Raw genomic sequence first — 26,919 nt, 5'->3', positions numbered from 1 at the left:
GGGCGGCCTGCCTACGCTGACCGGCGTTCGTTCCGCAGGAAATCGCCATGTGGCAAGTGTTCGTCCCCTTGCTGGCCATCGTGCTCGCAATCGCCCCGTCAGGAGCCCGTGCACAGGCTGCCAAGGTTGCGCCGGTCGAGTTCACGCGCGGCGATGACGAGCTGCGCATCGAGGTGACCGACCTCTCGCCGCGCTTCCTGGATTTCCATGCGGCGGCGAGCGCGCCCGGCGTGGACGACGAACGGCGCTGGCAGCTCTGGCAGGAACGCTACGGTTTCGCGGCGGTGCCGCCGACGGCGGAAGGGCAGCAGATGGCGCGTCGCCTGCTGGAGCAGGCCTGGCCGCGTTACGGCGAGGCGTTGCCGATCGTGCGCCAGGGAGCGGCGGCGATGCGTCCCGACCCGCTGGAGACGCTGCGCGCCGTCGCCGCGGTGCTGCAACCCGACAAGCCGGTGCACGTGCGCGTCATCGCCTATGTCGGTGCCTTCGACGGCAACGCCTTCAGCTACGGCCAGGACGGCAAGCCTGTGGTGGCGGTGCCGCTGGAGATGGACGAGCGCCAGCGCGGCGCGATCCTTCCGCACGAGATGACGCATGCCGTGCACATCGTCACCGCGGGGCTGTCCGGCGGCTGGGAACGCAGCATCGCGGCCACGCTGATGCAGGAGGGGCTGGCGGTCCACGTCGCGCGGGAAGTGGTGCCGGACCGGGACCTCGCCGAGCTGATCGAGTACACGCCGGGCTGGTGGGCGCAGGTGCAACCGAAACGCCGCGAGATCCTGCGGGGGATCCTGCCTGCACTCGAATCCAGCGACGGCCAGACCGTGTTCCGCTTCACCATGGGCCAGGGTCCCAACGGTTTCGAGCGCGAGGCCTATGCGGCCGGCTGGTGGGTGATCGAGCACCTGCGCGGGAAGGGCATGTCGCTGGCGCAGATCGCGCGCATCCCGGAGGCCGAGATGCCGGCAGTGGTGCGGCGCGCGATCGAGGAAATGCTGGGCGGCGCGGCGTCCGGCTTCAGCGGTCGCGAGTGACCGCGTACCGCGCCAGACCGCGCAGCGCGGCCACGTGCGCGTTTTCCGCAAGGCCCTCGAGCGCGCGCTCGGCGGCTTCGGCGTATGCGAGCGCGCGCCGACGGCTGTAGTCCAGGCCGCCGGTGGCGCGGATCGCGGCGACCACCTCGTCGAGCGCTGCCGCCTCGCCTGCCTCCACGATCTCCCGCAACCGCCGGCGGGTGGTCGCGTCCGAATGCGCGATCGCGTGGATCAGCGGCAGCGTGGCCTTGCCCTCGGCCAGGTCGTCGCCCAGGTTCTTGCCGAGCGCCTCGGCGTCGGCGGCGTAGTCGAGCACGTCGTCGGCGATCTGGAACGCGTAGCCCAGGTGCAGGCCGTAGTCGTGCAGCGCATCGCACACCGCGGCGGGCGCACCGGCGAGCAGCGCGCCCAGGCGGGTGGCGGCGGCGAACAGCACCGCGGTCTTGCGCTCGATCACGCGCAGGTACGCGGCCTCGTCGGTGTCCGGGTTGCGCACGTGCAGCAACTGCAGCACCTCGCCCTCGGCGATCCGGTTGGTGGTGTCGGCCAGGATCCGCATCACCTCCATCCGGTCCAGCTCGACCATCAGCTGGAAGCTGCGCGAGTACAGGAAATCGCCGACCAGCACGCTGGCCGCGTTGCCGAACACCGCGTTGGCGGTGCGGCGGCCGCGGCGCAGGTCGGACTCGTCCACCACGTCGTCGTGCAGCAGGGTGGCGGTGTGGATGAACTCGATCACCGCCGCGAGCTGGTGCGCATCCGGGCCGCGGTGGCCGAGGGCGCCGGCCGCGAGCAGCAGCAGCATCGGCCGCAGGCGCTTGCCGCCGGCGCCGACGATGTACTCGGCGACCTGGTTGACCAGGACCACGTCGGAGGCCAGCCGGCGCCGGATCAGCGCGTCCACCGCCGCCATGTCCTCCGCGGTCAGCGCCTGGATGGCGCGGAGGTCGGCGGCGGGGCGGGCGGTGAGTGTGTGCATGGCGGGGGCGGCGCGGCGGAGCGCGTGATTATCGCGTGATTTCATGGGGGTGTCCGCCGCCCCCCGGATTTCTCCGACGCCGCGCGGCGGCGTCCGCCGATCGCCCGCCGCCCCCGGGCTATACTGCAATCCACTGCGCCCAGTTCCGGGCGTTCGCATCCGAAGGACACTTCCCATGGCCCGTGGCGTCAACAAGGTCATCCTGGTCGGCAATCTCGGCAACGATCCCGACATGAAGTACACCCAGGGCGGGATGGCCATCTGCACCCTGAGCGTGGCCACCACCACCGTGCGCAAGGATCGCGACGGCAACACCCAGGAGAAGACCCAGTGGCACCGGGTCAAGCTGTTCGGGCGCCTGGGCGAGATCGCCGGCGAGTACCTGCGCAAGGGGCGTCAGGTCTACATCGAAGGCTCGATCAACTACGACAAGTTCACCGGCCAGGACGGCCAGGAGCGCTTCGTCACCGAGATCATCGCCGACGAGATGCAGATGCTGGGCGGCGGCGAGGGCGGCGGTCGTGCCGAGCCGCGCGAGCGCCCCGCGCGGCCCGCCGCCGCGCCGCGCCGCGAACCGGCCGCGGCACGCCAGGAGTCCGGTGTCGCCGACGACCCGTTCACGGACGACGACATCCCGTTCTGAGCCTCGCCGGCTGGCGCGGCGACAGGCCCACAGGAAACACCGAATGGATCGGACGGTTTGGCTCGTGACCGGCGGTGCCGGTTTCATCGGCGGCAATTTCGTGCTCGAGGCGGTGCGGCGCGGGGTGCGGGTGGTCAACCTCGACGCGCTCACCTACGCCGGCAACCTCGACACCCTCGCCTCGCTCGAGGGCCATCCGGACCACGTGTTCGTGCATGGCGACATCGGCGACCGCGCGCTGGTCGCGCGCCTGCTGGCCGAGCACCGGCCGCAGGCGATCGTCAACTTCGCCGCCGAGAGCCACGTGGACCGCTCGATAGATGGCCCGGCCGCGTTCGTGCAGACCAACGTGGTCGGCACCCTGGCCCTGCTCGAGGCCGCGCGCGACTACTGGAAATCGCTCGAGGGCGCGGCGAAGGACGCGTTCCGCTTCCTGCACGTCTCCACCGACGAGGTGTACGGCTCGCTCGGCGAGACCGGCCGGTTCACCGAGGAGACGCCGTACGCGCCCAACTCCCCGTATTCGGCGTCCAAGGCCGCTTCCGACCATCTGGTGCGCGCCTTCCACCATACCTACGGCCTGCCGACGCTCACCACCAACTGCTCGAACAACTACGGGCCGTACCAGTTCCCGGAAAAGCTCATCCCGCTGATGATCGCCAAGGCGGTGGCCGGCGAACCGCTGCCGGTGTACGGCGACGGCGGCAACGTGCGCGACTGGCTGTACGTGGGCGACCACTGCGCCGCGATCCGGGCCGTGCTCGAGCGCGGCCGGGTGGGCGAGACCTACAACGTCGGCGGCGACGCCGAACGCCGCAACCTCGAGGTGGTGCGTGCGATCTGCGCCCTGCTCGACGCGCGCCGCCCGCGCGCCGACGGTGCCAGCCGCGAGACCCAGATCACCTTCGTCGCCGACCGGCCCGGCCACGACCGGCGCTACGCGATCGACGCCTCCAAGATCAAGCGCGAATTGGGCTGGGCGCCGACCGTGACCTTCGAGGAAGGCCTGGCCCGCACCGTGGACTGGTACCTCGACAACCAGGCGTGGGTGAAGCGCGTGCTGGACGGCAGCTACCGCCTGGAGCGGATCGGGGTGGCGGCATGACGGCGCCACCGGAAAGTCCGCACGGAGCTGTGCGGGCGGTCACGACGGACGCGCGCAAAGGGATCATCCTCGCCGGCGGATCCGGCACCCGCCTGTACCCGATCACCAAGGCGGTCAGCAAGCAGCTGCTGCCGGTGTTCGACAAGCCGATGATCTACTACCCGCTCAGCGTGCTGATGCTGGCGGGCATCCGCGAGGTGCTGGTGATCAACACCCCGCACGAGCAGGCGCTGTTCCGCAACCTGCTCGGCGACGGCGCGCAGTGGGGCATGCGCATCGAGTACGCGGTGCAGCCGAGCCCGGACGGCCTGGCGCAGGCGTTCCTGATCGGCCGCGACTTCCTGGCCGGCGGCCCGAGCTGCCTGGTGCTCGGCGACAACATCTTCTACGGCCATGGCCTGACCGAGCTGCTGCAGCGCGCGAACGCGCGCGAGGCGGGCGCGACCGTGTTCGGCTACTGGGTCAAGGATCCGGAGCGCTACGGCGTGGCCGAGTTCGACGCCGAGGGCCGGGTGGTCGGCCTGGAGGAGAAACCGGCGCAGCCGAAGTCGCACTACGCCGTCACCGGGCTGTACTTCTACGACGGCCGCGCCAGCGACTTCGCCGCCTCGCTCAGGCCCTCGCCGCGCGGCGAGCTGGAGATCACCGACCTCAACCGCTGCTACCTGGCCGAGGGCGCGCTGCACCTGGAGAAGCTCGGCCGCGGCTTCGCCTGGCTCGACACCGGCACCCACGAGTCGCTGGTGGAGGCCTCCAGCTACATCGAGACGATCGAGAAGCGGCAGGGCCTGCGCGTGTGCTGCCCGGAGGAGATCGCCTACGCCAACGGCTGGATCGATGCCGGGCAGCTGGCGGAGCTGGCCCGGCCGCTGGCCAAGAGCGGCTACGGCCAGTACCTGCTGAGCCTGCTCGAGCACGGACGCATCGCATGAAGGTGATCGAGACCGGCCTGCCCGGCTGCCTCGTGATCGAGCCGCAGGTGTTCGAGGACGCGCGCGGGTTCTTCTACGAGTCGTTCAACCTCGACCGGCTCGTCGCGCACGGCCTTGCGCCCGTGTTCGTGCAGGGCAACGTCTCCCGCTCGGCGCGCGGGGTGCTGCGCGGCCTGCACTACCAGTGGCCGAAGCCGCAGGGCAAGTACGTCTCGGTGCTGGAAGGCGAGGTCTGGGACGTGGCGGTGGACGTCCGCCGCGGCTCGCCCACCTTCGGCCGCTGGACCGCGGTGCTGCTCAGCGCGGAGAACCGGCGCCACTTCTGGATCCCGGAAGGCTTCGCCCACGGTTTCGTCACGCTCAGCGAGCGCGCGGTGTTCACCTACCTGTGCACCGCCACCTACGACCCGAAGGCCGACGCCGGCATCCGCTGGAACGACGCGCAGCTGGCGATCGACTGGCCGGTGGCCGAGCCGGTCCTGTCCGACAAGGACGCGCGCGCGCCGTTCCTCGCCGACGTGCCCGCCGAGCGCCTGCCGCTGTACGCGCCATGAGCCCGGCGCGGTTCCTGCTCCTCGGGGCGAACGGCCAGGTCGGCACCGAACTGCGGCGCAGCCTGGCCGCCCTGGGCGAGGTGGTCGCGGCGACCCGCGGCGGCACGCTCGACGGCGCCCCCTGCGAGCGCGCCGACTTCGACCGGCCGGCGGAGCTGCCGGCGCTGGTCGAGCGCGTGGCGCCCACGGTGGTGGTCAACGCCGCGGCCTGGACCGCGGTGGACCGTGCCGAGGACTCGCCCGAGGCCGCGTTCCGCGCCAACGCCGAGGCCCCGGCCGTGCTCGCCGCCGCCTGTGCACGGCGGGGCATCCCGCTCGTGCACTACTCGACCGACTACGTCTTCGACGGCCGCGGCACGCGCCCCTACCGCGAGGACGACCCGACCGCGCCGCTCGGCGTGTACGGCGCCAGCAAGCTCGCCGGCGAGCAGGCGATCCGGGCCAGCGGCTGCCGGCACCTGATCTTCCGCACCGCGTGGGTGTACGCCCACCACGGCCACAACTTCCTGCGCACGATGCTGCGGCTCGGCGCCGAACGCGAGGAGCTGCGCGTGGTCGCCGACCAGGTCGGCACGCCGACCCCGGCCTGGCTGATCGCCGACGTCACCGCCGCGGTCCTGCGCGACGCCCCCGGCGCCTGCGGCCTGTGGCACCTCACTGCGCAAGGGGAGACCAGCTGGCACGGCTTCGCCGAGGCGATCTTCGCCGGCGCGGTGGCACGCGGGCTGCTGCCGCGCGCGCCGCGCGTGATCCCGATCGCGAGCGGTGACTATCCGACCCGCGCCCGGCGCCCGGCGTACTCGCGCCTGGATACCGCGCGTCTGTGCCGGGAGTTCGGCATGGCGCTGCCTGATTGGCGTGAGGGGCTCGAGCAGGTGCTGGCGATGCTGGCGCCGGCGTTAGTCCGCTGAAGATGCGCGGTGTCCGCGCGCGACGTCAGGCCCGGGGCCCGACCAGTCGCCGCAGCACCGGCGTCAGCACGAACATCGCCGCTCCCGCCGCAAGCCCGATCCACATCATCCGCATGAACACGTCGGCGTAGGTGGCGAGCGCCTGCGCGGTGGTGGTGCCGGGGTCGAGCGCGGCCCAGGTGCCGAGGCGGCCGGCGATGATCTCGCCGAAGGCGGAGAACAGGAACCACGCGCCCATCATCATGCCGACCGCGCGCGGGATGGACAGCGTGGTGACGGCGGACAGGCCGATCGGCGAGAGCATCATCTCGCCCAGGCACAGCACGAAATAGGCCAGCACCATCCACCACAGGCTGACCAGGCCGTCCTCGCCGGGGTGCGCGGCGGCGAAGGCGAGCACGCCGAAGGCCAGCCCGCACAGCGCCAGCGCCCAGCCGAACTTGGCCGGATAGCCCGGGTTCCAGCCGCGCCGGTCCAGGCGCGGCCACAGCCAGGCGAACACCGGGCTGAGCGCGATCACGAACAGCGCCCCGAGCGCGGTGGTCTGGCCGGCGGTCCATGCGATGCCGAAGGTGGTGCGGTCCATCACCCGGTCGGCCATCGCCACCCACGGGCCGTAACTCTGCTCGTACAGGCCCCAGAACAGCGCGCTGACCGTGATCAGCACCATCAGCATCAGCATCCGGCCCTTGTCGCGTGCGGACAGGTCCGACAGCATCAGGCGCAGGAACCACAGGTACAGCGCGGCGCCGAGCACCACCGCGACCACCTCGGTCAGCGTGACCTCGTGGCCCCCGGCCAGCGCCGACAGCGGCCCCAGGTCCACGCGCGTCTGCAGCACCTGCCACACCGCGACCGTCAGCAGCAGCCCGCCGAGGTAGATCCACGCCTCGCGCGAGAGGCCGGCCAGCGCCGGCGCGCGCAGCCGTGCGGGATCCGGCGGTTCGGCGTGGCCGAGCAGGTGGCGCTGGCCGAACAGGAACTGCACCAGGCCCAGCGCCATCAGCACGCCGGAAACCGCGAACCCCCAGCCCCAGCCGATGCGTTCGCCGATCCAGGCCACGATCAGCGAGGAGGTGAACGCGCCGACGTTGATGCCCATGTAGAAGATGGTGAACCCGGCGTCGCGGCGTGGATCGTCCTCCGCGTACAGCCGGCCGACGATGGTGGAGATGTTCGGCTTGAGGAAGCCCACGCCCACTGCGATCAGCGCCAGCGAGGCGTACATGACCTGCAACGCGACCGCGTCTTGCGCGCCCGCGCCCTGGACGCCGCTGGCAGGCGCGCCGGTCCAGGCCATGCCGAGCTGGCCCAGCACCAGCAGCGCGCCGCCGTACACCACCGCCTTGCGCATGCCGAGCCAGCGGTCGGCGAGCAGCCCGCCGAGCAGCGGCAGCGCGTAGGCCAGGCCGGCGTAGGTGCCGAGCAGCAGGTAGCCGTCCTCGTCGGCGAACAAATGGTGCTTGGTCAGGTACAGGAACAGCAGCGCCTTCATCCCGTAGAAGGCGAAGCGCTCCCACATCTCGGTCAGGAAGCAGACGTACAGCCCCTTCGGGTGGCCGAGGAATTCGGCCGGCGCGGCGGCGACGGCGGTGGAGGGGGCGGACATGCGCGGCTTCCGGCAGGGACGAGGCCGCGAGTATAGGCACGCGCCGGCGCCCGCCCGCGGCCCGGCCCGCACTGGACGGAGCCGCCGCGCCCGCGTAGCGTGTGCCGGATTTTGGTTCCCCGGAGTCCTTCCTGATGAGGCACGAAGCGGTTCCCCAGCTCACCTTCCGCGCTGTGGCGCTGGCGATCGTGCTCGCCGTGATCCTGGCGGCGGCCAACGCCTACCTCGGCCTGTTCGCGGGCCTGACCATCGCCACCGCGATCCCCGCGGCGGTGGTCTCGATGGGCGTGCTGCGCCTGCTCGGCGGCGGCCACATCCTCGAGAACACGATCGTGCAGACCGGCGCCTCGGCGGCGTCGTCCATCGCGGCCGGGGTGATCTTCACCATCCCGGCGCTGGTCATCCTCGGCTACTGGCAGGACTTCCGGTACTCGTGGGTGCTGGCGATCGCCGGCCTGGGCGGCCTGCTCGGCGTGCTGTTCTCGGTGCCGCTGCGGCGCACGATGATCGTCGAGAACCCGCTGCCGTTCCCCGAGGGCAAGGCGGCGGCGGAAGTGCTCAAGGCCGGCGAGAACCCGGGCCCGGGCCTGAAGATCCTCGGCCTGGCCGCCGGCATCGGCGGGCTGGTGAAGCTGGCGGCCGAGAGCGGCCTGCGCCTGATCCCGGACAACGCCGCAGGCGCGGGCTTCTTCGGCAAGTACCTCGGCTACATGGGCACCAACCTGTCGCCGGCGCTGCTCGGCGTGGGCTACATCGTCGGCCTGAACATCGGCATCGTGGTGCTGTCCGGCAGCATCCTCGCCTACAACATCGCGATCCCGCTCTATCACATGTTCCTCATGGCCGGCGATCCGGACGTCGCCGCGCAGGTCGCGGGCAAGACCGCGGCCGAGGCGGCGGCGATCATCCGCGGCGAGCGCATCCGCTTCCTCGGCGTCGGCGCGATGCTGATCGGCGGCATCTGGACCCTGTTCTCGCTGCGCAAGTCGCTGCTGTCGGGCATCCGCAGCGGCATCGCCGCGGCGCGCAAGAGCGCTGCCGGCGAGGCGGTGGCCGAGACCGAGCGCGACCTGCCGATGAAGTGGATGCTGGTCGCCATGGTGCTGTTCGTGGTGCCGCTGGGCGTGCTGTACCAGGCCATCGTCGGCCAGCTGTGGGTGAGCGTGCCGATGACGGTGATCATGATCGTCGCCGGCTTCCTGTTCGTGTCGGTGTCGGCCTACCTGGCCGGCCTGGTGGGCTCGTCCAACAACCCGGTCTCGGGCATCACCATCGCCACCATCCTGTTCGCCTCCGCGGTGCTGCTGCTCCTGCTCGGCGCGGGCTCGCCGATCGGCGCAGTGGCCGCGATCATGATCGGCGCGGTGGTGTGCTGCGCGGCCGCGGTCGGCGGCGACAACCTGCAGGACCTCAAGACCGGTTACCTCGTCGGCGCCACGCCGTGGAAGCAGCAGCTGATGCTCGGCATCGGCGCGTTCTCGTGCGCGCTGATCATGGCGCCGGTGCTGAACCTGCTCGCCGCCGCCTACGGCATCGGCCCGGCCACGCCCGAGCACCCGAACTCGCTCAACGCGCCGCAGGCCACGCTGATGGCCTCGGTGGCCAAGGGCATGTTCGGCGGCAAGCTGCCGTGGGACATGATCGCCGCCGGCATGGTGATCGGCGCGCTGATCATCGCCGTGGACGAATGGCTGAAGAAGCGCGGCTCGCACTTCCGCGTGCCGGTGCTGGCGGCGGCGATCGGCATCTACCTGCCGCTGGAGCTGATGGTGCCGATCTTCCTCGGCGGCCTGCTGTCGTGGCTGGTGGAACGCAAGCACGGCGTGCACCCGCATGACGAGGTCGAGCGCGACCGCATCCACCGTCCGGGCATCCTGTTCTCGGCCGGCCTGATCACAGGCGAGGCGCTGATGGGCATCGCGATCGCGGTCCCGATCGTGCTGTCCGAGCGCGCCGACGTGCTGGCGCTGCCGGAGGCGTTCCATTTCGGCCAGTGGACCGGCCTGCTGGTGTTGGCCGTGGTCGGCTGGATGCTGTACCGCAGCAGCGTGCGCGCGCACGCCGCGCCCTCCGCTTCCTGACCGCAGGGAGAACGACCGCATGAAGCTGCACGCCTTCGCCCTTGTCCCGTTGCTGGCCGCCGCCGCGTCCGCCGCGGCGGCGCCGCAGGCCGCGCCGCGCGGCCTGCAGCCGCGCGACCTGGCCACGCTCGACCGTTATTCCTCGCCCACGCTCTCCCCGGACGGGCGCCTGCTGGTGTTCGCCCGCCGGGTGGTGGACTTCGACGCCAACAAGGCGTCCACCTCGCTGTGGATCGAGGATCTGTTCGCGCGCGACGCCGCGCCGCCGGTGCGGCTCACCCCGGAAGGCTGGAACGTCAACTCGCCGGCGTTCTCGCCGGACGGCGCCACGGTGTACTTCCTCAGCGCGAAGAACGGTTCGCAGCAGCTGTACGCGATCCCGGCCCGCGGCGGCCAGCCGCGCCAGCTCACCGACCTGCCGCTCGATGTCGGCAGCTACCGGCTCTCGCCCGACGGCAAGCGCGTGGCGCTGAGCCTGGAGGTCTTCCCCGAGTGCGGCGGCGACCTCGGCTGCACCAAGGGCAAGCTCGACGAGCGCGCCGCGCGCAAGAGCAGCGGGGTGTTGTACGAGCGCCTGTTCGTGCGCCATTGGGACACCTGGAGCGACGGCCGCCTGAACCGCGTGTTCGTGCTCGCGCTCGGCGAGGCGCCGGCGAAGGCCGCCACACTGGTGGGCGCGGACGTGGTCGGCGACGTGCCGTCCAAGCCGTTCGGCGACGCTTCCGACTACGCCTGGTCGCCCGACGGCGCCACGCTGGTGCTCAGCGCGCGCAAGGCCGACCGCGAGGAAGCCTGGTCCACCAACTTCGACCTGTACCTGGTCAAGGCCGATGGCACCGGCCCGGCGAAGAACCTGACCGAGGCGAACAAGGCCTGGGACGCCGGCCCGGTGTTCAGCGCCGACGGCAGGACCCTGTACTACCGCGCGATGCGCCGGCCCGGCTTCGAGGCCGACCGCTTCGCGCTGATGGCGATGGACCTGGCCACCGGCGCCAGCCGCGAGCTCGCCCCGCGCTGGGACGCCTCGGCCGACGGCATCACCCTGTCGCCGGACGGGCGCCGCATCTACACCACCGCGCAGGAACTCGGCCGGCATCCGCTGTTCGCGGTGCGGCTCGACGACGGCGAGGTGGAGACGATCGTCGCTGACGGCAGTGTGTCGGCGTTCGCGCTCGCCGGGCCCACGCTCGCGCTGGCGCGCAACACGCTCAGGACCGGCGACGTGATCCACGCCACCTCGCCGGACGGCAAGGCGCCGTTGCGCGCGATCACCCCCAGCGCCGCGGAAATGCTGCCGGACGTGCGGTTCGGCGATTACGAGCAGTTCCGCTTCGTCGGCTGGAACGGCGAGACCGTGCACGGCTACGTGGTCAAGCCGTGGAACTACCGCAAGGGGCGGAAGTATCCGGTCGCGTTCCTGATCCACGGCGGCCCGCAGGGCAGCTTCGGCGACGGCTGGAGCTACCGCTGGAACCCGCAGACCTACGCCGGGCAGGGCTGGGCCGTGGTGATGATCGATTTCCACGGGTCCACCGGCTACGGCCAGGCCTTCACCGACGCGATCTCGCAGCACTGGGGCGACCGTCCGCTCGAGGACCTGCAGAAGGGCTGGGCCGCGGCGCTGGCCAAGTACCCGTTCCTGGACGGCGAGCGGGCCTGCGCGCTCGGCGCCAGCTACGGCGGCTACATGGTCAACTGGATCGCCGGCAACTGGAACGAGCCGTGGAAGTGCCTGGTCAACCACAACGGCGTGTTCGACACCCGTTCGATGGGCCTGGTGACCGAGGAGCTGTGGTTCACCGAATGGGAATTCGGCGGCACCGTGCACGACGTGCCCGAGAACTACGAGCGCTTCAATCCGGCGCGCCACATCCACAAGTGGCGGGTGCCGATGCTGGTGGTCGCCGGGCAGAACGACTTCCGCGTGCCGATCGACCAGAGCCTGTCCACGTTCACCGCGCTGCAACGGCGCGGCATCCCGTCGCAACTGCTGTATTTCCCCGACGAGAACCACTGGGTGCTGAAGCCGCAGAACTCGGTGCTCTGGCACGACACCGTCAACGCCTGGCTGCACCGGTACCTCGGCCAGTGACGGCCCCGCGGGGTGCGCCGCGCGCGCGGCGCACCCTCGTCCGAAGGAGAAAACGATGGCCTCGCCCGAATCCGCCGCGAGCACGGCGCTGATCCAGAACGATGCGGTGGTGCTCGGCCTGCTGGCCGCCACCCTCGGCCTGGTGTTCTGGACCTCCTCGCGTCCGGCCGGCTTCTGGAAGCGGTTCTACACCTACGTCCCGGCGCTGCTGCTGTGCTACCTGCTGCCGGCGATCTACAACAGCCTCGGCCTGATCGACGGCAACGCCTCGGGCCTGTACCCGATGGCGCGCGACTACCTGCTGCCGAGCGCGCTGGTGCTGCTGTGCGTGGCCATAGACCTGGGCGCGATCCTGCGCCTGGGGCCGAAGGCGCTGGCGATGTTCCTCACCGGCACGCTGGGGGTGATGCTCGGCGCGCTGGTGTCGTTCCTGGCGATGGGCGTGATCCATCCCGAGACCGTGGCGGGCGACACCTGGCGCGGCATGACCACGCTCACCGGCAGCTGGATCGGCGGCGGCGCCAACCAGGCGGCGATGAAGGAGGTGTTCGAGGTGGACGCCACCCTGTTCGGCCAGTTCGTCGCGGTGGACGTGCTGGTGGCGAACGTGTGGATGGCGGTGCTGCTGTTCCTGGCCGCGCGCGCCGGCGCCATCGATCGCTGGACCGGCGCCGACACCTCGGCGATCGAGGACCTCAAGCGCCGGATCGAGGCCTACCAGGCCGAACACGCACGCATTCCCTCGCTCACCGACCTGATGGTGATCCTGGCCCTCGGCTTGGGGCTGACCGGGCTGTCGCATTTCCTGGCCGAGCCGCTGGTGGCCTGGATCAAGACCCTGCCGGCGGAGTGGCGGTTGCAGGACTACAGCCTGGATTCGCGCTTCTTCTGGCTGGTGGTGTTCGCCACCACCTTCGGCGTGCTGCTGAGCTTCACCCGGGCGCGGTCGCTGGAAGGCGCCGGCGCGTCGAAGGTCGGCTCGGCCATGCTCTACGTGCTGGTGGCCACGATCGGCATGCACATGGACCTGCGCGCGCTGCTCGACCGGCCGTGGCTGTTCCTGCTCGGGCTGATCTGGATCTCGGTGCACGCCGCGCTGATGCTGGGCGTGGCGCGGCTGATCCGCGCGCCGGTGTTCTTCATGGCGGTGGGCTCGCAGGCCAACATCGGCGGCGCTGCCTCCGCGCCGGTGGTGGCCAGCGCGTTCCATCCGGCGCTGGCGCCGGTGGGCGTGCTGCTGGCGGTGCTGGGCTACGCCCTGGGCACCTATTGCGCCTACCTGACCGGGTTGATGCTGCGCGGGCTGGCCGGATGACCCCTCCCGGCCACGTTGGCCGCAGCAGGGCACACCGAGGGGAAGGCACATGGCCGGCAACACCCCGGGGCCCGCGGGCCCCCGCGGGACGGACCGTCGCAAGGGCGAGCGCCGCAAGGGCGGCGACCGGCGCGACATGATCCGCTTCGAGCCCGGCAAGGGCGACCGCCGCGGCGGCAAGGACCGGCGCAGGCAGAACGGTTGGGACAGCGTCCGTTGAGGGCGTGGCCGGGCCGACGCCGGGCCGGCGCGCCCCACCGATGAACGGAACGCCCCCGCCGGCCGGCGGCAGGCGGCCGGGCGCGGAAGTGCTAGTGTGGTGGCGGCAGCCCGATGCCCTGTCCCTACCCCCGGGGGGGCGGAGATGAAAGACGTCTTCTTCAGGAAACAGCCCGTGCCCTACCGCGGGCCCGACCGGCGCCAGACCCTTGCCGACCGCCGCCAGCAGCCGGACCGGCGCGCCGAGGCGCGTTTCGAGCCCGGCCGCCTGGCCGACCGCCGCAGCGGCGAGGATCGGCGCAAGTCCAGCCACTGGCTCCACGGCCTTGCGGCGGAGCGGGCCGCTCAGCAGCAGCGCGCGCGGCCGCGCCCGTAACGCGCCTGCAGCCGCTCGGCGAAGAACCCCGCGCGATCCATCGGCGCGCGTCCGGGATGGTGCGTGCGCATGTGTGCCAGGTAGGCCTCGTAGTCGGGCACGCCGATCGCCAGGCGCGCGGTGCGCACCGCCGTGCGCCAGAACCGGCGCATGGCCTCAGCGGGCCGGATCGAAGGCCACATAGGGCGTCTCCTGCGCGGTGGGGGCGGCGCTGCGGCGCGCGGCGAGCGCGGCGCGCAGGCCGAAGCACAGCATCAGCAGCAGCACGGCCATGAACACCGCGCACAGCGCGGCGTTGAGCTGGTTGTTGAACACGATCCGCTGCATCTCCGCGAGCGAGGTGGCCGGCGCCAGCACCTCGCCCCGGGCGGCGGCCTCGGCGAAGCGGTGCGCGTTGGCCAGGAAGCCGATCCTCGGATCGTCGTGGAAGATCTTCTGCCAGCCCGCGGTCAGCGTGCACACCAGCAGCCACGCGGTCGGCAGTGCCGGGATCCACAGCCAGCGCTCGCGCTTCATCTTCACCAGCGCCACGCAGCAGAAGATCAGCGCGATTCCGGCCAGCATCTGGTTGGCGATGCCGAACAGCGGCCACAGCGTGTTGATGCCGCCGAGCGGATCCACCACGCCCTGGTACAGGAACCAGCCCCAGCCGCCCACCGCGAGCGCGGTGCAGGCCACGTTCGCGGTCCAGCTCTCGGTGCGGCGGAACGCCGGCCAGGCCACGCCGATCAGGTCCTGGAGCATGAACCGCGCCACGCGCGTGCCGGCGTCGATGGTGGTGAGGATGAACAGCGCCTCGAACAGGATTGCGTAGTGGTACCAGAACGCCATCATCCCGCGCCCGCCGAACACGTCGTTGAGGATCTGCGCCATGCCCACCGCGAGCGTGGGCGCGCCGCCGGTGCGGGACAGGATCGTGGACTCGCCGATGTCCTGCGCGGTGCGGGTCAGCATCTCCGGGGTGACCACGAAGCCCCACTGTGCGATCGCCTGCGCCGCCGATTCCGCGCTGGCGCCGATCGCCGCCGTCGGCGCGTTCATGGCGAAGTACACGCCCGGCTCGAGCACGCAGGCGGCGATCAGCGCCATGATCGCGACGAACGCCTCCATCAGCATCCCGCCGTAGCCGATCGCACGTGCGTGCAGCTCGTTCTCGAGCATCTTCGGCGTGGTGCCGGAGCTCACCAGCGAGTGGAAGCCGGACACCGCGCCGCAGGCGATGGTGATGAACAGGAACGGGAACAGGTCGCCGGCGAACACCGGGCCGGTGCCGTCCACGAACCGGGTCACCGCCGGCATCTTCAGCTCCGGCATCGCCACCAGCACTGCGAGCGCGAGCAGGACGACGGTGCCGATCTTGAGGAAGGTCGAGAGATAGTCGCGCGGGGCGAGCAGCAGCCACACCGGCAGCACCGCGGCGACGAAGCCGTAGGCGATCAGCATCCAGGCCAGGGCGCGGCCGTCGAAGGTGAACATCGGGCCCCACACCGGCGAGGCGGCGACCTTGCCGCCGATCCAGATCGAGGCCAGCAGCAGGGCCAGGCCGAGCAGGGAGACCTCGAGGATGCGGCCGGGGCGCAGCCAGCGCAGGTAGGCGCCCATCAGCAGGGCGGTGGGGATGGTCATGGCGACGGTGAAGGTGCCCCAGGGGCTGACCGCCAGCGCCTTGACCACCACCAGGGCGAGCACGGCGAGCAGGATCACCATGATCGCGAGGATGCCGACCATCGCGGTCAGGCCGGCGGCGGCGCCCATCTCGGTGCGAATCATTTCGCCGAGCGAGCGGCCGTCGCGGCGGGTGGACAGGAGCAGGACCATGAAGTCCTGCACCGCGCCGGCGAGGAGCACGCCGAACAGGATCCAGAGCATGCCGGGCAGGTAGCCCATCTGTGCGGCGAGCACGGGGCCGACCAGGGGGCCGGCGCCGGCGATGGCGGCGAAGTGGTGGCCGAACAGCACCGGTTTCGGGGTGGGGACGTAGTCGAGTCCGTCGTTGCGCCGCCAGGCAGGGGTGGCGCGGTTGGGGTCGAGCCGGAGGGCGTGGTGGGCGATGTACAGGGCGTAGAAGCGGTAGCCGATGGCGAACACGGAGACCGCGGCGGCGACGATCCACATCGCGCTGATCGTCTCCCCGCGCGCCAGCGCCACGGTGCCGAGGCTGAACGCCGCGAACACGGACACCGCACCCCAGCCGAGCCACTGCAGAAGCTTCATTCCGTCATCCCCTCCGGGTGGATGGCGGAAGGGTGGCCATGTGCGCGGCGATGGTCAATTGCCGGTAGACGAGATGGTCGGCCCGGGTCCGGTGCGCGGGGGGGCGCTTTCCGCTCGGTCAGGAACGCCGCTGCGCGGGGCCGGACCGGGCCGCGCAGCGGCACGGGCGCGCGGCCGCGTGTCGGAGCCGGACGCGGGGCCCACGCGGCGAACCCCACCCCAGGCATGCCGGCGCCCCCGCCCGAAGCGACAAAGACACACACCGCCACCATGGACAGCGGGCATATCAATGCCCCACCCGCAGCGACAAAAGAGGCGCTACAGCCAGCGCACCTTCTTCAGGTACCGGTACAGCCCCAGGCACACCAGCGCGGTCACCGCGATGACGACCGCGTAGCTCCAGCGGGCGCCCAGCTCGGGCATGTGCCTGAAATTCATCCCGTACCAGCTCGCCACCAGCGTCGGCGCCGCCAGCAGCGCCGCCCAGCCGGCGAGCTTCTTCACCACCTCGCCCTGCTGGATCGTCACCAGCGACAGATGCACGCTCATCGCCGCCGTCAGCATCTCCCGCAGCGTGTCGGTGGCCTCGCTGACCCGGATCGAATGGTCGTGCACGTCGCGGAAGTACAGCCGCATCTCCTCCGGCACCAGCGAGGCGTGCAGGCGCGTGAGCTGCGACAGGATGTCCTGCATCGGCGCCACCGCCAGCCGCAGCTGCATCAGGTCGCGCTTGAGGTCGTACAACCGCACGATGGTCTCGCGGCGGAAGGTCTCGGCGAAGATGTCGTGCTCGAGCGCACTCAGCGCGTCGCGGAACTCCGAGACGATCGGCAGGTAGTTGTCCACGATGAAGTCGAGCACCGCGTACAGCGCGAAGGCCGGCCCGTGCGCCAGCAGCTCCGGCTCGCGCTCCGCCCGTGCCCGCACCGGCGCATACGACAGCGACGCCCCGTGCCGCACCGTGACCAGGTAACGCGGCCCCAGGAACGCGTGCGTCTCGCCGAAGCGGATCCGCTCGTCCACCACCTGCGCCGTGTGCACCGCGATGAACAGCCCGTCGCCGTACGCCTCGAGCTTGGGCCGCTGGTGCGCATGCTGCGCGTCCTCGATCGCCAGATCGTGCAGGCCGAACTCCTCCTGCAGCTTGAGCAGCAGCGCGTCCTCCGGCTCGTGCAGGCCGACCCAGACGAAACTGCCGTCGTCGTCGGCGAGCACCTCGCTGATCTGGTCGAGGGTGAGGTCGCGGCGGCGCCCCGCACGATCGTAGGCGGCGCAGTTGACCACGGAGCCGGGCAGCGTGCCGTCCTGGGGCGTCATGCGCGGCATCGTGCCCGCCGCGCCGGGCCGCGGCAAGCCTCAGCGCCGCAGGGCGCGGGCCAGGGCCAAGTGCACCGGCAGCAGCAGCGCGATCCACGGCAGCTGGTACTGCGCGCCCGGCAGCAGCTGCAGCGGCAGGGTCAGCAGCGCCAGCCCGGCATTGAGCGCGAGCAGACGCGGGAACCCGCGGCCGGGGGCGCGCCCGCGCAGCAGCCGCCAGCCGCCGGGCAGCAGCGCCAGCGCCTGCGGGCCGAGCAGCAGCAGGTTGTGGTTGGCCCAGGCGGCGCGGTGCGTGGTGCCGCACCACAGGAACAGCAGGGTCAGGCCGAGCGCGCCGGCCGCGGTCCAGAACGGCAGCGCGGCGGCCGCGAGCAGGCGCGGGTGGCGTCGCCCCGCGAGCAGGATCGCGCCGGCCAGCGCCAGGCCCGCGAGCAGCCAGGCCCACACCCGCCGCGGCCGCTCCGGCGGCTCCGGCGCGATCCGGTGCGGCAGCAGCACTTCCTCGCGCAGCACCAGCGGCCGGCCGTCGCCGTTGCGGACCTCGCGCAGCGCGTCTGCGAGCCGCATCGGCACGAAGCCCTCCTCCCAGCGCGACAGCGGCCGGTCCGCGTACGGGCCCAGGCCGAGGTCGAAGCCCAGCCACAGCCACGGTGCCGGCGAGGCCAGCCGCACCGCCTCGCTGCGGTAGGTGTTGCCCTGCGAGCGCACCGACAGCTGCCGCTGCAGGGCGCCGTCGAGCGCCAGGTCGAGCGCGTCGCGCACGCGCGTGGAGCAGTTGTCGGTGAAGTAGTCGTAGCGGTAGCGCGCGTTCTCCGGGCGCGCGTTCTCGGCCAGCGCCCGCGCCAGGCGGCGCGCCTGCTCCGGGCGCAGGTCGAGCCACTGGATGAAGGCGCCGCGGCCGACGTCCTCGTAGTAGCGCAGGTCCTGCGCCAGCGGCAGCGCGACCAGCGCGTATTCCATCTCGCCGCGCACGAAGCGGCGGTGGAACCCCGGCTCGTCGAGGTCGAAGAAGCCGAAGTTGTACGACACCGGCGGCCCGTCCTCGGGGTCGTCCACCACGATCGCGTTGTGGCCGAAGCGCTCCCAGAAGATCTCGCCCGGCTGCATCGTCACCACGCCGATCCGCGGCGCGGCGCAGGCGACGGCGGCGCACAGCCACAGGGCCAGCGCCGCGAGCACTCCCTCAATGGTCCGCATGCACGCTCACATGCAGCGCGTGCAGGCGGCGGGCATCGGCGCGCGCGACGCGGAAGGTGAAGCGGCCGATGGTGAGTTCCTCGCCGACCTCGGGCAGGTGCCCGATCGCGGCCGTGACCAGGCCGCCGATGGTGTCGTATTCGTCGTCGCCGAAGTCGGCGCCGAAGCGTTCGTTGAAGTCCGCGATCGGGGTCAGCGCGTCCACGATGTAGTGGCCGTCGGCCTGCGCGATCCGCGGCGCGCCTTCCTCGGCCACGTCGTGCTCGTCGTCTATCTCGCCGACGATCTGCTCGAGCACGTCCTCGATCGTCACCAGGCCGGCCACGCCGCCGTACTCGTCCACCACGATCGCCATGTGGTTGCGCGACTGGCGGAACTCGCGCAGCAGCACGTTCAGGCGCTTGGATTCCGGGATCAGCACCGCCGGGCGCAGCAGCTCGCGCACGCCGTGCGGGCCGCCCTCGGCCACCACCACCCGCAGCAGGTCCTTGGCCAGCAGGATGCCGAGGATCTCGTCCTTGTCCTCGCCGTGGACCGGGAAACGCGAGTGGCCGGACTCCACCACCATCCGCATCAGCTCGGGCAGGGGCGCGGCGGCCGGCAGCGACACCATCTGCGCGCGCGGCACCATCACGTCGCCCACGGTGAGGTCGGACACGGCGAGCGCGCCCTCCATCATCCGCAGCGTGTCGGCGGCGATCAGGCCGTCGGCCTGCACGTCGCGCAGCAGCTCGACGAGGTCTTCGCGGGTGGCGGGTTCGCCCGAAAGGGCCGCGGCGAGGCGGTCGAGCCAGGAACGGCGCTTTTCGGGCTGTTCTGAGACGTGGGGACTGTCGTCTTCGGACATGGTCGGTGGACGAGGCTCCGCGGACGGAGCGGCTGGTTCAAAGTCTAGCGCGGAACGGGGGGCCGACGTGACAGCCGGACGGCCGGGGGCAGGCGGGCGCTCAGTCGGCGGGCGCGTACGGGTCGGCGATCCCCAGCTCGGCCAGGATCTCGCGCTCGAGCTGCTCCATGCAGTCGGCCTCGCGCGGGTCGTCGTGGTCCCAGCCGAGCAGGTGCAGCACGCCGTGCACGGTGAGGTGGGCGTAGTGCGCGGCGAGGGGCTTCTTCTGCTCTCGCGCCTCGCGCGCGATCACCGGCGCGCACAGCACCAGGTCGCCGAGCAGCGGCAGGCGCACGCCCTCGGGCAGCTCGGCGGGGAAGCTCAGCACGTTGGTGGCGTAGTCCTTGCCGCGGTAGTGGCGGTTGAGCGCGCGCCCCTCCTTGGTGCCGACGATGCGGATGGCGAGGTCGGCCTCGCGGATGCGGCCGGCCAGCGCCGCCGCCGCCCACTTGCGGAAGCTCGCGGGAGCGGGCACGCCGGCGCGCGGCACGGCATAGCTGATGCTGACGTCGAGGCGGATCGGTCCCCTGGTCATCGTCGCTCCCCGTTGGCCCCGGCAGTCTACGCCGGTCCGGTCTGCGCGTCCTTGTGGTCGCGCGCGCCGTAGGCGTCCACGATCCGCGCCACCAGCGGATGGCGCACCACGTCGCGCGCCTCGAAGAAGGTGAAGCTGATGCCGTCCACGCCGCGCAGCACGTCCAGCGCGTCCTTCAGGCCCGACTTCTGGTGCCGCGGCAGGTCTATCTGGGTCAGGTCGCCGGTGATCACCGCGGTGCTGCCGAAGCCGATCCGGGTCAGGAACATCTTCATCTGCTCGATCGAGGTGTTCTGCGCCTCGTCGAGGATCACGAACGCGTCGTTGAGCGTGCGTCCGCGCATGTACGCCAGCGGCGCGATCTCGATGACGTTCTTCTCCAGCAGCTTGACCACCTTCTCCACGCCCAGCATCTCGTACAGCGCGTCGTAGAGCGGGCGCAGGTACGGGTCCACCTTCTGCGCCAGGTCGCCGGGCAGGAAGCCGAGCTTCTCGCCGGCCTCGACCGCGGGCCGGACCAGGATCAGGCGCTGCACCCGCGATTCGTTCAGCGCGTCCACCGCCATCGCCACGGCCAGGAAGGTCTTGCCGGTGCCGGCCGGGCCGATGCCGAAGTTGATGTCGTGGGTGGCGATCGCGTGCAGGTATTTCTGCTGGTTGGCGCTGCGGCCGCGGATGGTGCCGCGCTTGACCCGGACCACCACTTCCTGCGGCGTGGCCTCGTCGTTCCCGCCGCGGCCCGTCGCGGTGCCGAGGCGCAGGTTGATCGCATGCCCGTCGAGCACCTCGTCGGCGGCCTCCGCGTACAGCTCGCGCAGCAGCTTCTCGGCACGCTCGACCGCTTCGTCGGGGCCGGTGAGGCGGAAGACGTTGCCGCGGTTGGCGATCTCCACGCCCAGGCGCAGCTCGATCATGCGCAGGTGGTCGTCGAACGGGCCGGCCAGGTTGGCCAGGCGTTCGCTGTCGGCGGGTTCGAGGACGAAGTCGCGTTGGACGGGGGCGGTCATGCGGTCGGGGCGCGCCGGGGCGGGGGACGAGGTGCGCGTGCGCAGCTTGCGCCTGTCCGGGCTTTTTCGCAAAGTCGGGTGCCTCCCTCGACGAAGGACACGGCCATGCGTGCATTGGCGCTCCCGGTGTTGGCGGCGGTCCTGGCGGTGGCGGCGATGCCAGCGCGCGCCGACGATGGCGTCACGGTGCTGACCGCGGCGCGGATCCACACCCTCGACCCGGCCCGGCCGCGGGCGCAGGCGCTGGCCTGGGACGCGCAGGGCCGGCTGCTGGCGGTGGGCGGACGCGACGAGGTGCTGGCCCGGTTCCCGCGCGCGCGGCGGCTCGACTTCGGCTCGGCGACGGTGGTTCCGGGCCTGATCGATGCGCATGGCCATGTCGGCAACCTCGGCCTGAGCCGGCGGCAGGTGGATCTGGTCGGCGCGCGCAGCAAGCAGGAGGTGATCGAGCGCCTGCGCGCGTTCGCGCGCGAACTGCCGCCGGGCGCCTGGCTGCAGGGCCGCGGCTGGGACCAGAACGACTGGCCGGAGAAAGCCTTCCCCACCGCCGCCGACCTCGACGCCGCGTTCCCGGACCGTCCGGTCTGGCTGCAGCGGGTGGACGGCCACGCCGGCTGGGCCAACAGCGCGGCGATGCGCGCGGTGCGGCGCGAACTCGGCGGCAGCTGGCAGCCCGAGGGCGGCCAGATCCTGCGCGACGCGCAGGGCCGGCCGACCGGGATCTTCGTGGATGCGGCGATGGCGCTGGTGGACGCGGCGGTGCCGCCGCTGGACGAGGCCACCGCGCTGCGCGCGCTCGAGCTCGGCATGCGCGAGGCCGTCGCCCACGGCCTGACCGGCGTGCACGATGCCGGCGTCTCGCGCGCCGAGCTGCGGCGCTACATCGCGCTCGCCGACGCCGGGCGCCTGCCGCTGCGCATCACCGCGATGGCCGACGGCGACGGCGAGGCGCTGGAATGGCTGTGCCGCGAGGGCCTGTACGCGCATCCGTCGGGCCGCCTGCGCATGCGCACGGTCAAGCTCTACGCCGACGGCGCGCTGGGCAGCCGCGGCGCCGCGCTGCTCGCCGACTACGCCGACGATCCGGGCAACCGCGGCCTGCTGCTGATGTCGCCGCAGCGGTTGCGCGACGCGCTGGCGAAAGCCAGGCGTTGCGGCGTGCAGGCGGCCACCCATGCGATCGGCGACCGCGGCAATCGCGAGGTGCTCGATGCCTATGTCGAGGTGCTCGGCGCCGACGCGGCTGGCGACCACCGCTGGCGGATCGAGCACGCGCAGGTGCTGGCGCCGGAGGACCTGCCGCGCCTGGCCCGGCTCGGGGTGATCGCCTCAATGCAGCCCACCCACGCCACCAGCGACATGCCGTGGGCGGAGGACCGGCTCGGCCCCGCGCGCGCGGTCGGGGCCTATGCCTGGCGGCAACTGCGCGACAGCGGCGCCCGGCTGGCGTTGGGCTCGGACTTCCCGGTGGAGTCGGTGGATCCGCGCCTGGGCCTGTACGCCGCCGTCACCCGTGCCGACGCGCAAGGGCAGCCGCCCGGCGGCTGGCACCCGGAGGAGAAGCTGACCGCGTTCGAGGCCCTGCGCGGCTTCACCCGCGACGCGGCCTACGCCGGCTTCGCCGAGCAGGAGGTGGGCAGCCTCGAACCCGGCAAGCGCGCCGATTTCGTGATCCTGGGCGAGGATCCGCTCGCGGTCGAGCCGGCCCGTCTGCGCACGCTCCCGATCCGCGCCACCTACGTGGACGGGCGCCCCGTGTACGAGGCCAGGTAGCCGCCTCCCATCGCCTTCGCCGCAACGCCGTCCGCGGCCCCGTTATACCCAGTGCCCGGGGCGCCCGGCCGCCGCTGACGAACGGTGCTTGCAAATGAATTAAACGGTGAATTAAATACGGGCATGGCCCGCCGCCCCGCCGCCGCTCGCCCCACCGCCCGCTCCGCCCCGTCGCGGGCACCGCGGGAGCCGGCACGTGCACCGGGCGGGGAGCCGGCGCGCCCGGCGAAGCGTCGCCCCGCCGGCCGCCCCGCCGGCGACGGCCCCGACCTGCGCGAGCGCCTGCTCGACGCCGCCATCGCCTGCTTCGTCCGTGAGGGCATCGGCGCCGCCACGCTGCGCCGGATCGCGGCCGAGGCGGGCGTGAACCCGGCGCTGGTGCATTACTACTTCGGCGACAAGGCGCGCCTGCAGGAAGCGGTGGTTGCCGAACGCCTGATGCCTGCGTTCGCCCACGTGCGCGAGGCGGTGCTGGGCGCCGGCGACGCCCCGGCCGCGCTGGTCGCCGGCTTCGTGCGCGGCATGGCCGAGGTGGTCGCGCGCCATCCGTGGCTGCCGCCGCTGTGGGTGCGCGAGGTGCTGTGCGAGGGCGGCGCGCTGCGCGAGGTGCTGCTGGCGCGGTTCGCCCCGCAACTGCCGCAATTGCTGGTGCAGAAGCTGGCGCAGGCGCAGCGCGCGGGCACGCTCGATCCCGGCCTCGACCCGCGCCTGGTGGTGGTGTCGCTGGTCGGCCTGACCCTGTTCCCCGCCGCCAGCGCGCCGCTGTGGCGCAGCATGTTCGACGCCGAAGACATCTCCCCCGAGCGCCTGCGCGACCACGCGCTCGCGCTGCTCGGCCGCGGCTTGGGGCTCGAGGGCGGGCCCACCCGGATGCACACGGATCCACACGGATGAAAACGGAGAAGACGATGGCCGTGCTTGCTTCATCGCGGAGACGGACCGGCCTGGCCCGGCGGTTCCTGCCGCTTGCCCGATCCGTGTTCATCCGTGTCCATCCGTGGCTGGCTCTGCTGCTCGCCTTGACCGCCTGCCAGCCCGAGCCGCCGCAGGCGCTCGGCACGCTCGAGTACGACCGCATCACCCTGCCGGCGCCGGCGAGCGAGCGCATCGTCGCGATCCACGTGCGCGAGGGCGAGCGGGTGCGTGCCGGACAGCCGCTGCTGCAGCTCGAGCCCGACCGGGCCCAGGCCGCGGTCGAGGCCGCACAGGCCGAGGCCGAGCGCCAGCGCCAGGCGCTGGCGGAACTGGAGGCCGGACCGCGCCGCGAAGCGATCGCGCAGGCGCGCGCGCAGCTCGCCGCCGCGCAGGCGCAGGCCCGCGACGCGCAGGCGTACTACGCGCGCGTGCGCCCGCTCGGCGAACGCCGGCTGGTGGCCTCGGCCGAGGTGGACCGCGCCCGCGCCGCCGCCGAGGGCGCGCAGGCGCAGGTGCAGGCCGCGCAGCAGGCGCTGCTGGAGCTGGAGCGGGGCACGCGCGCCGAGCGCCTCGCCCAGGGCCGCGCCGCCGTGGCCGCCGCGCAGGCGCAGGCGCGCGCACAGCGGACCACGCGCGGCAAGCTCGACGTGCTCGCGCCGCGCGCCGGCGTGGTGGACAGCCTGCCGTACGAACCCGGCGACCAGCCGCCGGCCGGCGCGCCGCTGGCGGTGCTGCTGGTCGGCGAGGCGCCGTATGCGCGCGTGTACGTGCCCGAACCGATCCGCGTCCAGGTGCGGGCGGGGCAGGCGGTGCGCGTGTTCGTGCACGGCCGCGAGGACACGTTCGCCGGGCGCGTGCGCATGATCCGCAGCGAGCCCGTGTTCACCCCGTACTACGCGCTGATCGGCAAGGACGCCGCGCGCCTGAGTTGGCTGGCCGAGATCGCGCTGACCGACCCGGCCGCCCGCGGCCTGCCGGCCGGCCTGCCGGTGCGGGTGGAGTTCCGGCGTTGAACCCGGCCGCGGCCATGTCCGCCGACGTCGCCATCCGCGCCCGCGGCCTGGGCAAGCGCTTCGGCGCATTGCAGGCCGTGGACGGCGTGGACCTGACCGTGCCGCGGGCGCAGGTGTGTGGCTTCCTCGGCCCCAACGGTTCGGGCAAGACCACCACCATCCGCATGCTGTGCGGCCTGCTCGCGCCGAGCGCGGGCGAGATCGAGGTGCTCGGCCTGCGCGTGCCCGAGCAGTCCGAGGCGCTGCGGCGCCGGATCGGCTACATGACCCAGAAGTTCTCGCTGTTCGAGGACCTCACCGTGCGCCAGAACCTGGAGTTCCTGGCCGCGGTGCAGGACCTCCCGCGTCGCCGCGCCGCAGCCCGGATCGAGGAACTGCTGGTGCAGTACCACTTCGCGGACCGGCAGAAGCAGCTCGCCGGCACCTTGAGCGGCGGCCAGAAGCAGCGCCTGGCGCTGGCCGGCGCGGTGATCCATGCGCCCGAGCTGCTGTTCCTGGACGAACCGACCAGCGCGGTGGACCCCGAATCGCGCCGCGACTTCTGGGAAAAACTCTTCGAGCTGGCCGACGCCGGCACCACGATTCTGGTCTCCACCCACCTGATGGACGAGGCCGAGCGCTGCCACCGCCTGGCGATCCTCGACCGCGGCGTGCTGGTCGCCGACGGCGCGCCGGCGGCGCTGGCCGGCGCGCTCGCCGGCCGCACCCTGGTCGTGCACGCCGCGCAACCGCGGCGCGCGCGGGAAGCGTTGCAGGCGGCGCCCGGCGTGGTCAGCGTGGTCCAGGTCGGCAACGCGCTGCGCGTGCTGACGGCCGAGGATGGCGGTGCCGCGGAGCGCCTGCGCGCGGTGCTGGCCGGAGCCGGCGTGGCGGCCGAGGTCGCGCCGGCCGCGCCGAACCTGGAGGACGTGTTCGTCGCCGCCACCCGCGGCCGCGCGCTTGCGCAGGAGCGCGCCGCATGAGCCTGCGCCGCCTGTTCGCGGTGATGCTCAAGGAAGTGCGGCAATTGCGCCGCGACCGCATCACCCTGGCGATGATCGTCGGCGTGCCGGTGCTGCAGCTGGTGCTGTTCGGCTACGCCATCAACCTCAACCTGCGCGACCTCGACGCCGGCATCGCCGACCAGGCCAACACCGCCGCCTCGCGCGCGCTGGTGATGGACATGGTCGCCACCGGCGTGATCGCGCCGGTGCGGCAGGCGCGCGCGCCGCAGGAGCTGATGGAACTGCTGCGGCGCGGCGAGATCAGCGTCGGCGTGGTGGTGCCGCCGGACTTCGAGCGGCGCCTGGCCGAGGGCCGCGAGGCGGTGCAGGTGCTGGTGGACGGATCCGACACCGTGGTCCAGAGCGCGGCGATCCAGCTCGCGCAGATGCCGCTGGACGGCGCCGGCGGCGCGCGGCGGCCGCCGCAGATCGCCGTGGTCGGCTTCTACAACCCGGAGCGGCGCTCGGCGGTGAACATCGTGCCCGGCCTGATCGGCGTGATCCTGACCATGACCATGGTCCTGTTCACCGCGGTGGCGATCGTGCGCGAACGCGAACGCGGCAACATGGAGCTGCTGATCGCCACCCCGGTCTCGCGCACCGAGCTGATGCTCGGCAAGGTGCTGCCGTACGTGGCGATCGGCCTGGTCCAGACCACGCTGGTGCTGCTGCTCGGGCTGTGGCTGTTCGAGGTGCCGATCCGCGGCAGCGCGCTCGACGTGTACCTGGCCGCGGTGCTGCTGATCCTGGCCAACCTCACCCTGGGCCTGCTGATCTCCACCGCCGCGCGTTCGCAGTTCCAGGCGATGCAGATGACCTTCTTCGTGTTCCTGCCCTCGATCCTGCTGTCGGGCTTCATGTTCCCGTTCTCGGGCATGCCCAGGGCCGCGCAGTGGCTCGCCGAGGCGCTGCCGCTGACCCACTTCCTGCGCCTGGTGCGCGGGGTGATGCTGCGCGGCGCGGACCTGCTCGAACTGTGGCCGGACGTGCTCGCCCTGGCCGCCTTCACCGTGCTGATGATGACCGCGGCGATCCTGCGGTTCCGCAAGCGCCTGGATTGAGGCGTCCGGCGTGTCACCTCAGGGCCAGGCGCGGGGCCTCGGGTTCGCCGCGCGCGTGCGTCTGCGCCCATGCCGGCGACGGCGGCTGCGGCTGCCCGTGCTCCAGTTCCGCCAACCGCTGCAGCGAACGCTCGACCGGGGTGGCGATCGCCGCAGCGGTGCGCAGGT

25 protein-coding genes are annotated in these 26,919 nt (G+C 72.3%); 16 read left to right on the top strand and 9 right to left on the bottom strand.

The genetic code is table 11. The features are described from left to right. Window positions 1-47 precede the first annotated feature (47 nt). Window positions 48-1,034 (top strand): DUF2268 domain-containing putative Zn-dependent protease, encoded by a 987-nt coding sequence (locus FPV26_RS11100; RefSeq protein WP_147653952.1) that lies wholly within the window; start codon window positions 48-50, stop codon window positions 1,032-1,034. Here the strand turns inward: FPV26_RS11100 and FPV26_RS11095 are convergent. Then, entirely contained in the window at window positions 1,018-2,013 is a 996-nt protein-coding gene (locus tag FPV26_RS11095) for a polyprenyl synthetase family protein (RefSeq protein ID WP_147653951.1), read from the bottom strand. The two genes, FPV26_RS11100 and FPV26_RS11095, sit on opposite strands and share 17 nt — an antisense overlap. A gap of 175 nt (window positions 2,014-2,188) precedes the next feature. Here FPV26_RS11095 and ssb point away from each other — a divergent pair, with 175 nt between their 5' ends. The 5 genes from ssb to rfbD are packed head-to-tail and all read left to right on the top strand — an operon-like array spanning window position 2,189 to window position 6,158. Further along, the gene (gene ssb / locus FPV26_RS11090) at window positions 2,189-2,656 is read left to right on the top strand and encodes a single-stranded DNA-binding protein (RefSeq protein ID WP_147653950.1); all 468 of its coding nucleotides are present in this window, start codon (window positions 2,189-2,191) and stop codon (window positions 2,654-2,656) included. Between the two features lie 43 nt (window positions 2,657-2,699). Continuing rightward, window positions 2,700-3,761 (top strand): dTDP-glucose 4,6-dehydratase, encoded by a 1,062-nt coding sequence (gene rfbB, locus FPV26_RS11085; RefSeq protein ID WP_147653949.1) that lies wholly within the window; start codon window positions 2,700-2,702, stop codon window positions 3,759-3,761. A 29-nt stretch (window positions 3,762-3,790) separates the two neighbouring features. After that, complete coding sequence (gene rfbA, locus FPV26_RS11080) at window positions 3,791-4,693, top strand: glucose-1-phosphate thymidylyltransferase RfbA (RefSeq protein WP_246109275.1); 903 nt, start codon at window positions 3,791-3,793, stop codon at window positions 4,691-4,693. Further along, window positions 4,690-5,247 (top strand): dTDP-4-dehydrorhamnose 3,5-epimerase, encoded by a 558-nt coding sequence (gene rfbC / locus FPV26_RS11075; RefSeq protein WP_147653947.1) that lies wholly within the window; start codon window positions 4,690-4,692, stop codon window positions 5,245-5,247. Before rfbA ends, rfbC begins: the two co-directional genes overlap by 4 nt. After that, complete coding sequence (rfbD, locus tag FPV26_RS11070; protein ID WP_147653946.1) at window positions 5,244-6,158, top strand: dTDP-4-dehydrorhamnose reductase; 915 nt, start codon at window positions 5,244-5,246, stop codon at window positions 6,156-6,158. The genes rfbC and rfbD overlap by 4 nt, the downstream gene beginning before the upstream one ends. Before the next feature lie 25 nt (window positions 6,159-6,183). On the opposite strand, the gene FPV26_RS11065 is transcribed toward rfbD, so the two are convergent. Further along, a complete protein-coding gene (locus FPV26_RS11065) occupies window positions 6,184-7,767 on the bottom strand; it encodes a peptide MFS transporter (RefSeq protein ID WP_147653945.1) in 1,584 nt (527 codons plus the stop codon). Window positions 7,768-7,901: 134 nt separating this feature from the next. Here FPV26_RS11065 and FPV26_RS11060 point away from each other — a divergent pair, with 134 nt between their 5' ends. The 5 genes from FPV26_RS11060 (at window position 7,902) to FPV26_RS11045 (ending at window position 13,850) form a co-directional block, all read left to right on the top strand. After that, window positions 7,902-9,848, top strand: a complete 1,947-nt coding sequence (locus FPV26_RS11060; RefSeq protein ID WP_147653944.1) for an OPT family oligopeptide transporter — start codon at window positions 7,902-7,904, stop codon at window positions 9,846-9,848. 19 nt (window positions 9,849-9,867) lie between these two features. Beyond that, window positions 9,868-11,940, top strand: coding sequence for a S9 family peptidase (locus tag FPV26_RS11055; RefSeq protein WP_147653943.1), 2,073 nt, complete (start codon window positions 9,868-9,870; stop codon window positions 11,938-11,940). 55 nt (window positions 11,941-11,995) lie between these two features. Further along, a complete protein-coding gene (locus FPV26_RS11050) occupies window positions 11,996-13,255 on the top strand; it encodes a DUF819 family protein (protein ID WP_147653942.1) in 1,260 nt (419 codons plus the stop codon). A 49-nt stretch (window positions 13,256-13,304) separates the two neighbouring features. Continuing rightward, the gene (locus tag FPV26_RS12695; RefSeq protein ID WP_181952643.1) at window positions 13,305-13,475 is read left to right on the top strand and encodes a hypothetical protein; all 171 of its coding nucleotides are present in this window, start codon (window positions 13,305-13,307) and stop codon (window positions 13,473-13,475) included. Window positions 13,476-13,619: 144 nt separating this feature from the next. Beyond that, window positions 13,620-13,850 (top strand): hypothetical protein, encoded by a 231-nt coding sequence (locus FPV26_RS11045; protein WP_147653941.1) that lies wholly within the window; start codon window positions 13,620-13,622, stop codon window positions 13,848-13,850. On the opposite strand, the gene FPV26_RS11040 is transcribed toward FPV26_RS11045, so the two are convergent. From FPV26_RS11040 to FPV26_RS11010, 7 genes are all read right to left on the bottom strand, one after another. Beyond that, a complete protein-coding gene (locus tag FPV26_RS11040; RefSeq protein ID WP_220429087.1) occupies window positions 13,820-14,032 on the bottom strand; it encodes a YbdD/YjiX family protein in 213 nt (70 codons plus the stop codon). The two genes, FPV26_RS11045 and FPV26_RS11040, sit on opposite strands and share 31 nt — an antisense overlap. Beyond that, window positions 14,007-16,064 carry a carbon starvation CstA family protein gene (locus tag FPV26_RS11035; RefSeq protein ID WP_147653939.1) on the bottom strand — a complete coding sequence of 686 codons (2,058 nt, stop codon included), beginning with the start codon at window positions 16,062-16,064 and terminating at the stop codon, window positions 14,007-14,009. Before FPV26_RS11035 ends, FPV26_RS11040 begins: the two co-directional genes overlap by 26 nt. A gap of 318 nt (window positions 16,065-16,382) precedes the next feature. Next, entirely contained in the window at window positions 16,383-17,390 is a 1,008-nt protein-coding gene (gene corA / locus FPV26_RS11030) for a magnesium/cobalt transporter CorA (protein ID WP_147653938.1), read from the bottom strand. A 30-nt stretch (window positions 17,391-17,420) separates the two neighbouring features. Beyond that, window positions 17,421-18,578 (bottom strand): lipoprotein N-acyltransferase Lnb domain-containing protein, encoded by a 1,158-nt coding sequence (locus tag FPV26_RS11025; RefSeq protein WP_147653937.1) that lies wholly within the window; start codon window positions 18,576-18,578, stop codon window positions 17,421-17,423. Beyond that, window positions 18,565-19,425, bottom strand: a complete 861-nt coding sequence (locus FPV26_RS11020) for a CorC family transporter (RefSeq protein WP_147653936.1) — start codon at window positions 19,423-19,425, stop codon at window positions 18,565-18,567. The genes FPV26_RS11025 and FPV26_RS11020 overlap by 14 nt, the downstream gene beginning before the upstream one ends. Before the next feature lie 100 nt (window positions 19,426-19,525). Then, the gene (gene ybeY / locus FPV26_RS11015; RefSeq protein ID WP_147653935.1) at window positions 19,526-19,999 is read right to left on the bottom strand and encodes an rRNA maturation RNase YbeY; all 474 of its coding nucleotides are present in this window, start codon (window positions 19,997-19,999) and stop codon (window positions 19,526-19,528) included. 26 nt (window positions 20,000-20,025) lie between these two features. After that, window positions 20,026-21,006 (bottom strand): PhoH family protein, encoded by a 981-nt coding sequence (locus FPV26_RS11010; RefSeq protein ID WP_147653934.1) that lies wholly within the window; start codon window positions 21,004-21,006, stop codon window positions 20,026-20,028. A 105-nt stretch (window positions 21,007-21,111) separates the two neighbouring features. Between FPV26_RS11010 and FPV26_RS11005 the strand changes: the two genes are divergently transcribed. The 5 genes from FPV26_RS11005 (at window position 21,112) to FPV26_RS10985 (ending at window position 26,751) form a co-directional block, all read left to right on the top strand. Beyond that, the gene (locus tag FPV26_RS11005) at window positions 21,112-22,779 is read left to right on the top strand and encodes an amidohydrolase (protein WP_147653933.1); all 1,668 of its coding nucleotides are present in this window, start codon (window positions 21,112-21,114) and stop codon (window positions 22,777-22,779) included. 123 nt (window positions 22,780-22,902) lie between these two features. After that, the gene (locus FPV26_RS11000) at window positions 22,903-23,673 is read left to right on the top strand and encodes a TetR/AcrR family transcriptional regulator (RefSeq protein WP_147653932.1); all 771 of its coding nucleotides are present in this window, start codon (window positions 22,903-22,905) and stop codon (window positions 23,671-23,673) included. A gap of 65 nt (window positions 23,674-23,738) precedes the next feature. Continuing rightward, the gene (locus tag FPV26_RS10995) at window positions 23,739-24,707 is read left to right on the top strand and encodes an HlyD family secretion protein (protein ID WP_425473096.1); all 969 of its coding nucleotides are present in this window, start codon (window positions 23,739-23,741) and stop codon (window positions 24,705-24,707) included. 32 nt (window positions 24,708-24,739) lie between these two features. Further along, the gene (locus FPV26_RS10990) at window positions 24,740-25,669 is read left to right on the top strand and encodes an ABC transporter ATP-binding protein (protein WP_147653977.1); all 930 of its coding nucleotides are present in this window, start codon (window positions 24,740-24,742) and stop codon (window positions 25,667-25,669) included. After that, on the top strand, window positions 25,666-26,751 hold the full coding sequence (locus tag FPV26_RS10985) for an ABC transporter permease (protein WP_147653930.1): 1,086 nt from the start codon (window positions 25,666-25,668) through the stop codon (window positions 26,749-26,751). Before FPV26_RS10990 ends, FPV26_RS10985 begins: the two co-directional genes overlap by 4 nt. The last annotated feature ends 168 nt before the right edge of the window (window positions 26,752-26,919 follow it).

It is taken from the genome of Vulcaniibacterium gelatinicum, assembly GCF_008033445.1.
Taxonomy (GTDB): domain Bacteria; phylum Pseudomonadota; class Gammaproteobacteria; order Xanthomonadales; family Xanthomonadaceae; genus Vulcaniibacterium_B; species Vulcaniibacterium_B gelatinicum.
The sequence above is the reverse complement of the archived record's forward strand: the minus strand, read 5'-3'. Positions and strand labels throughout refer to the sequence as shown.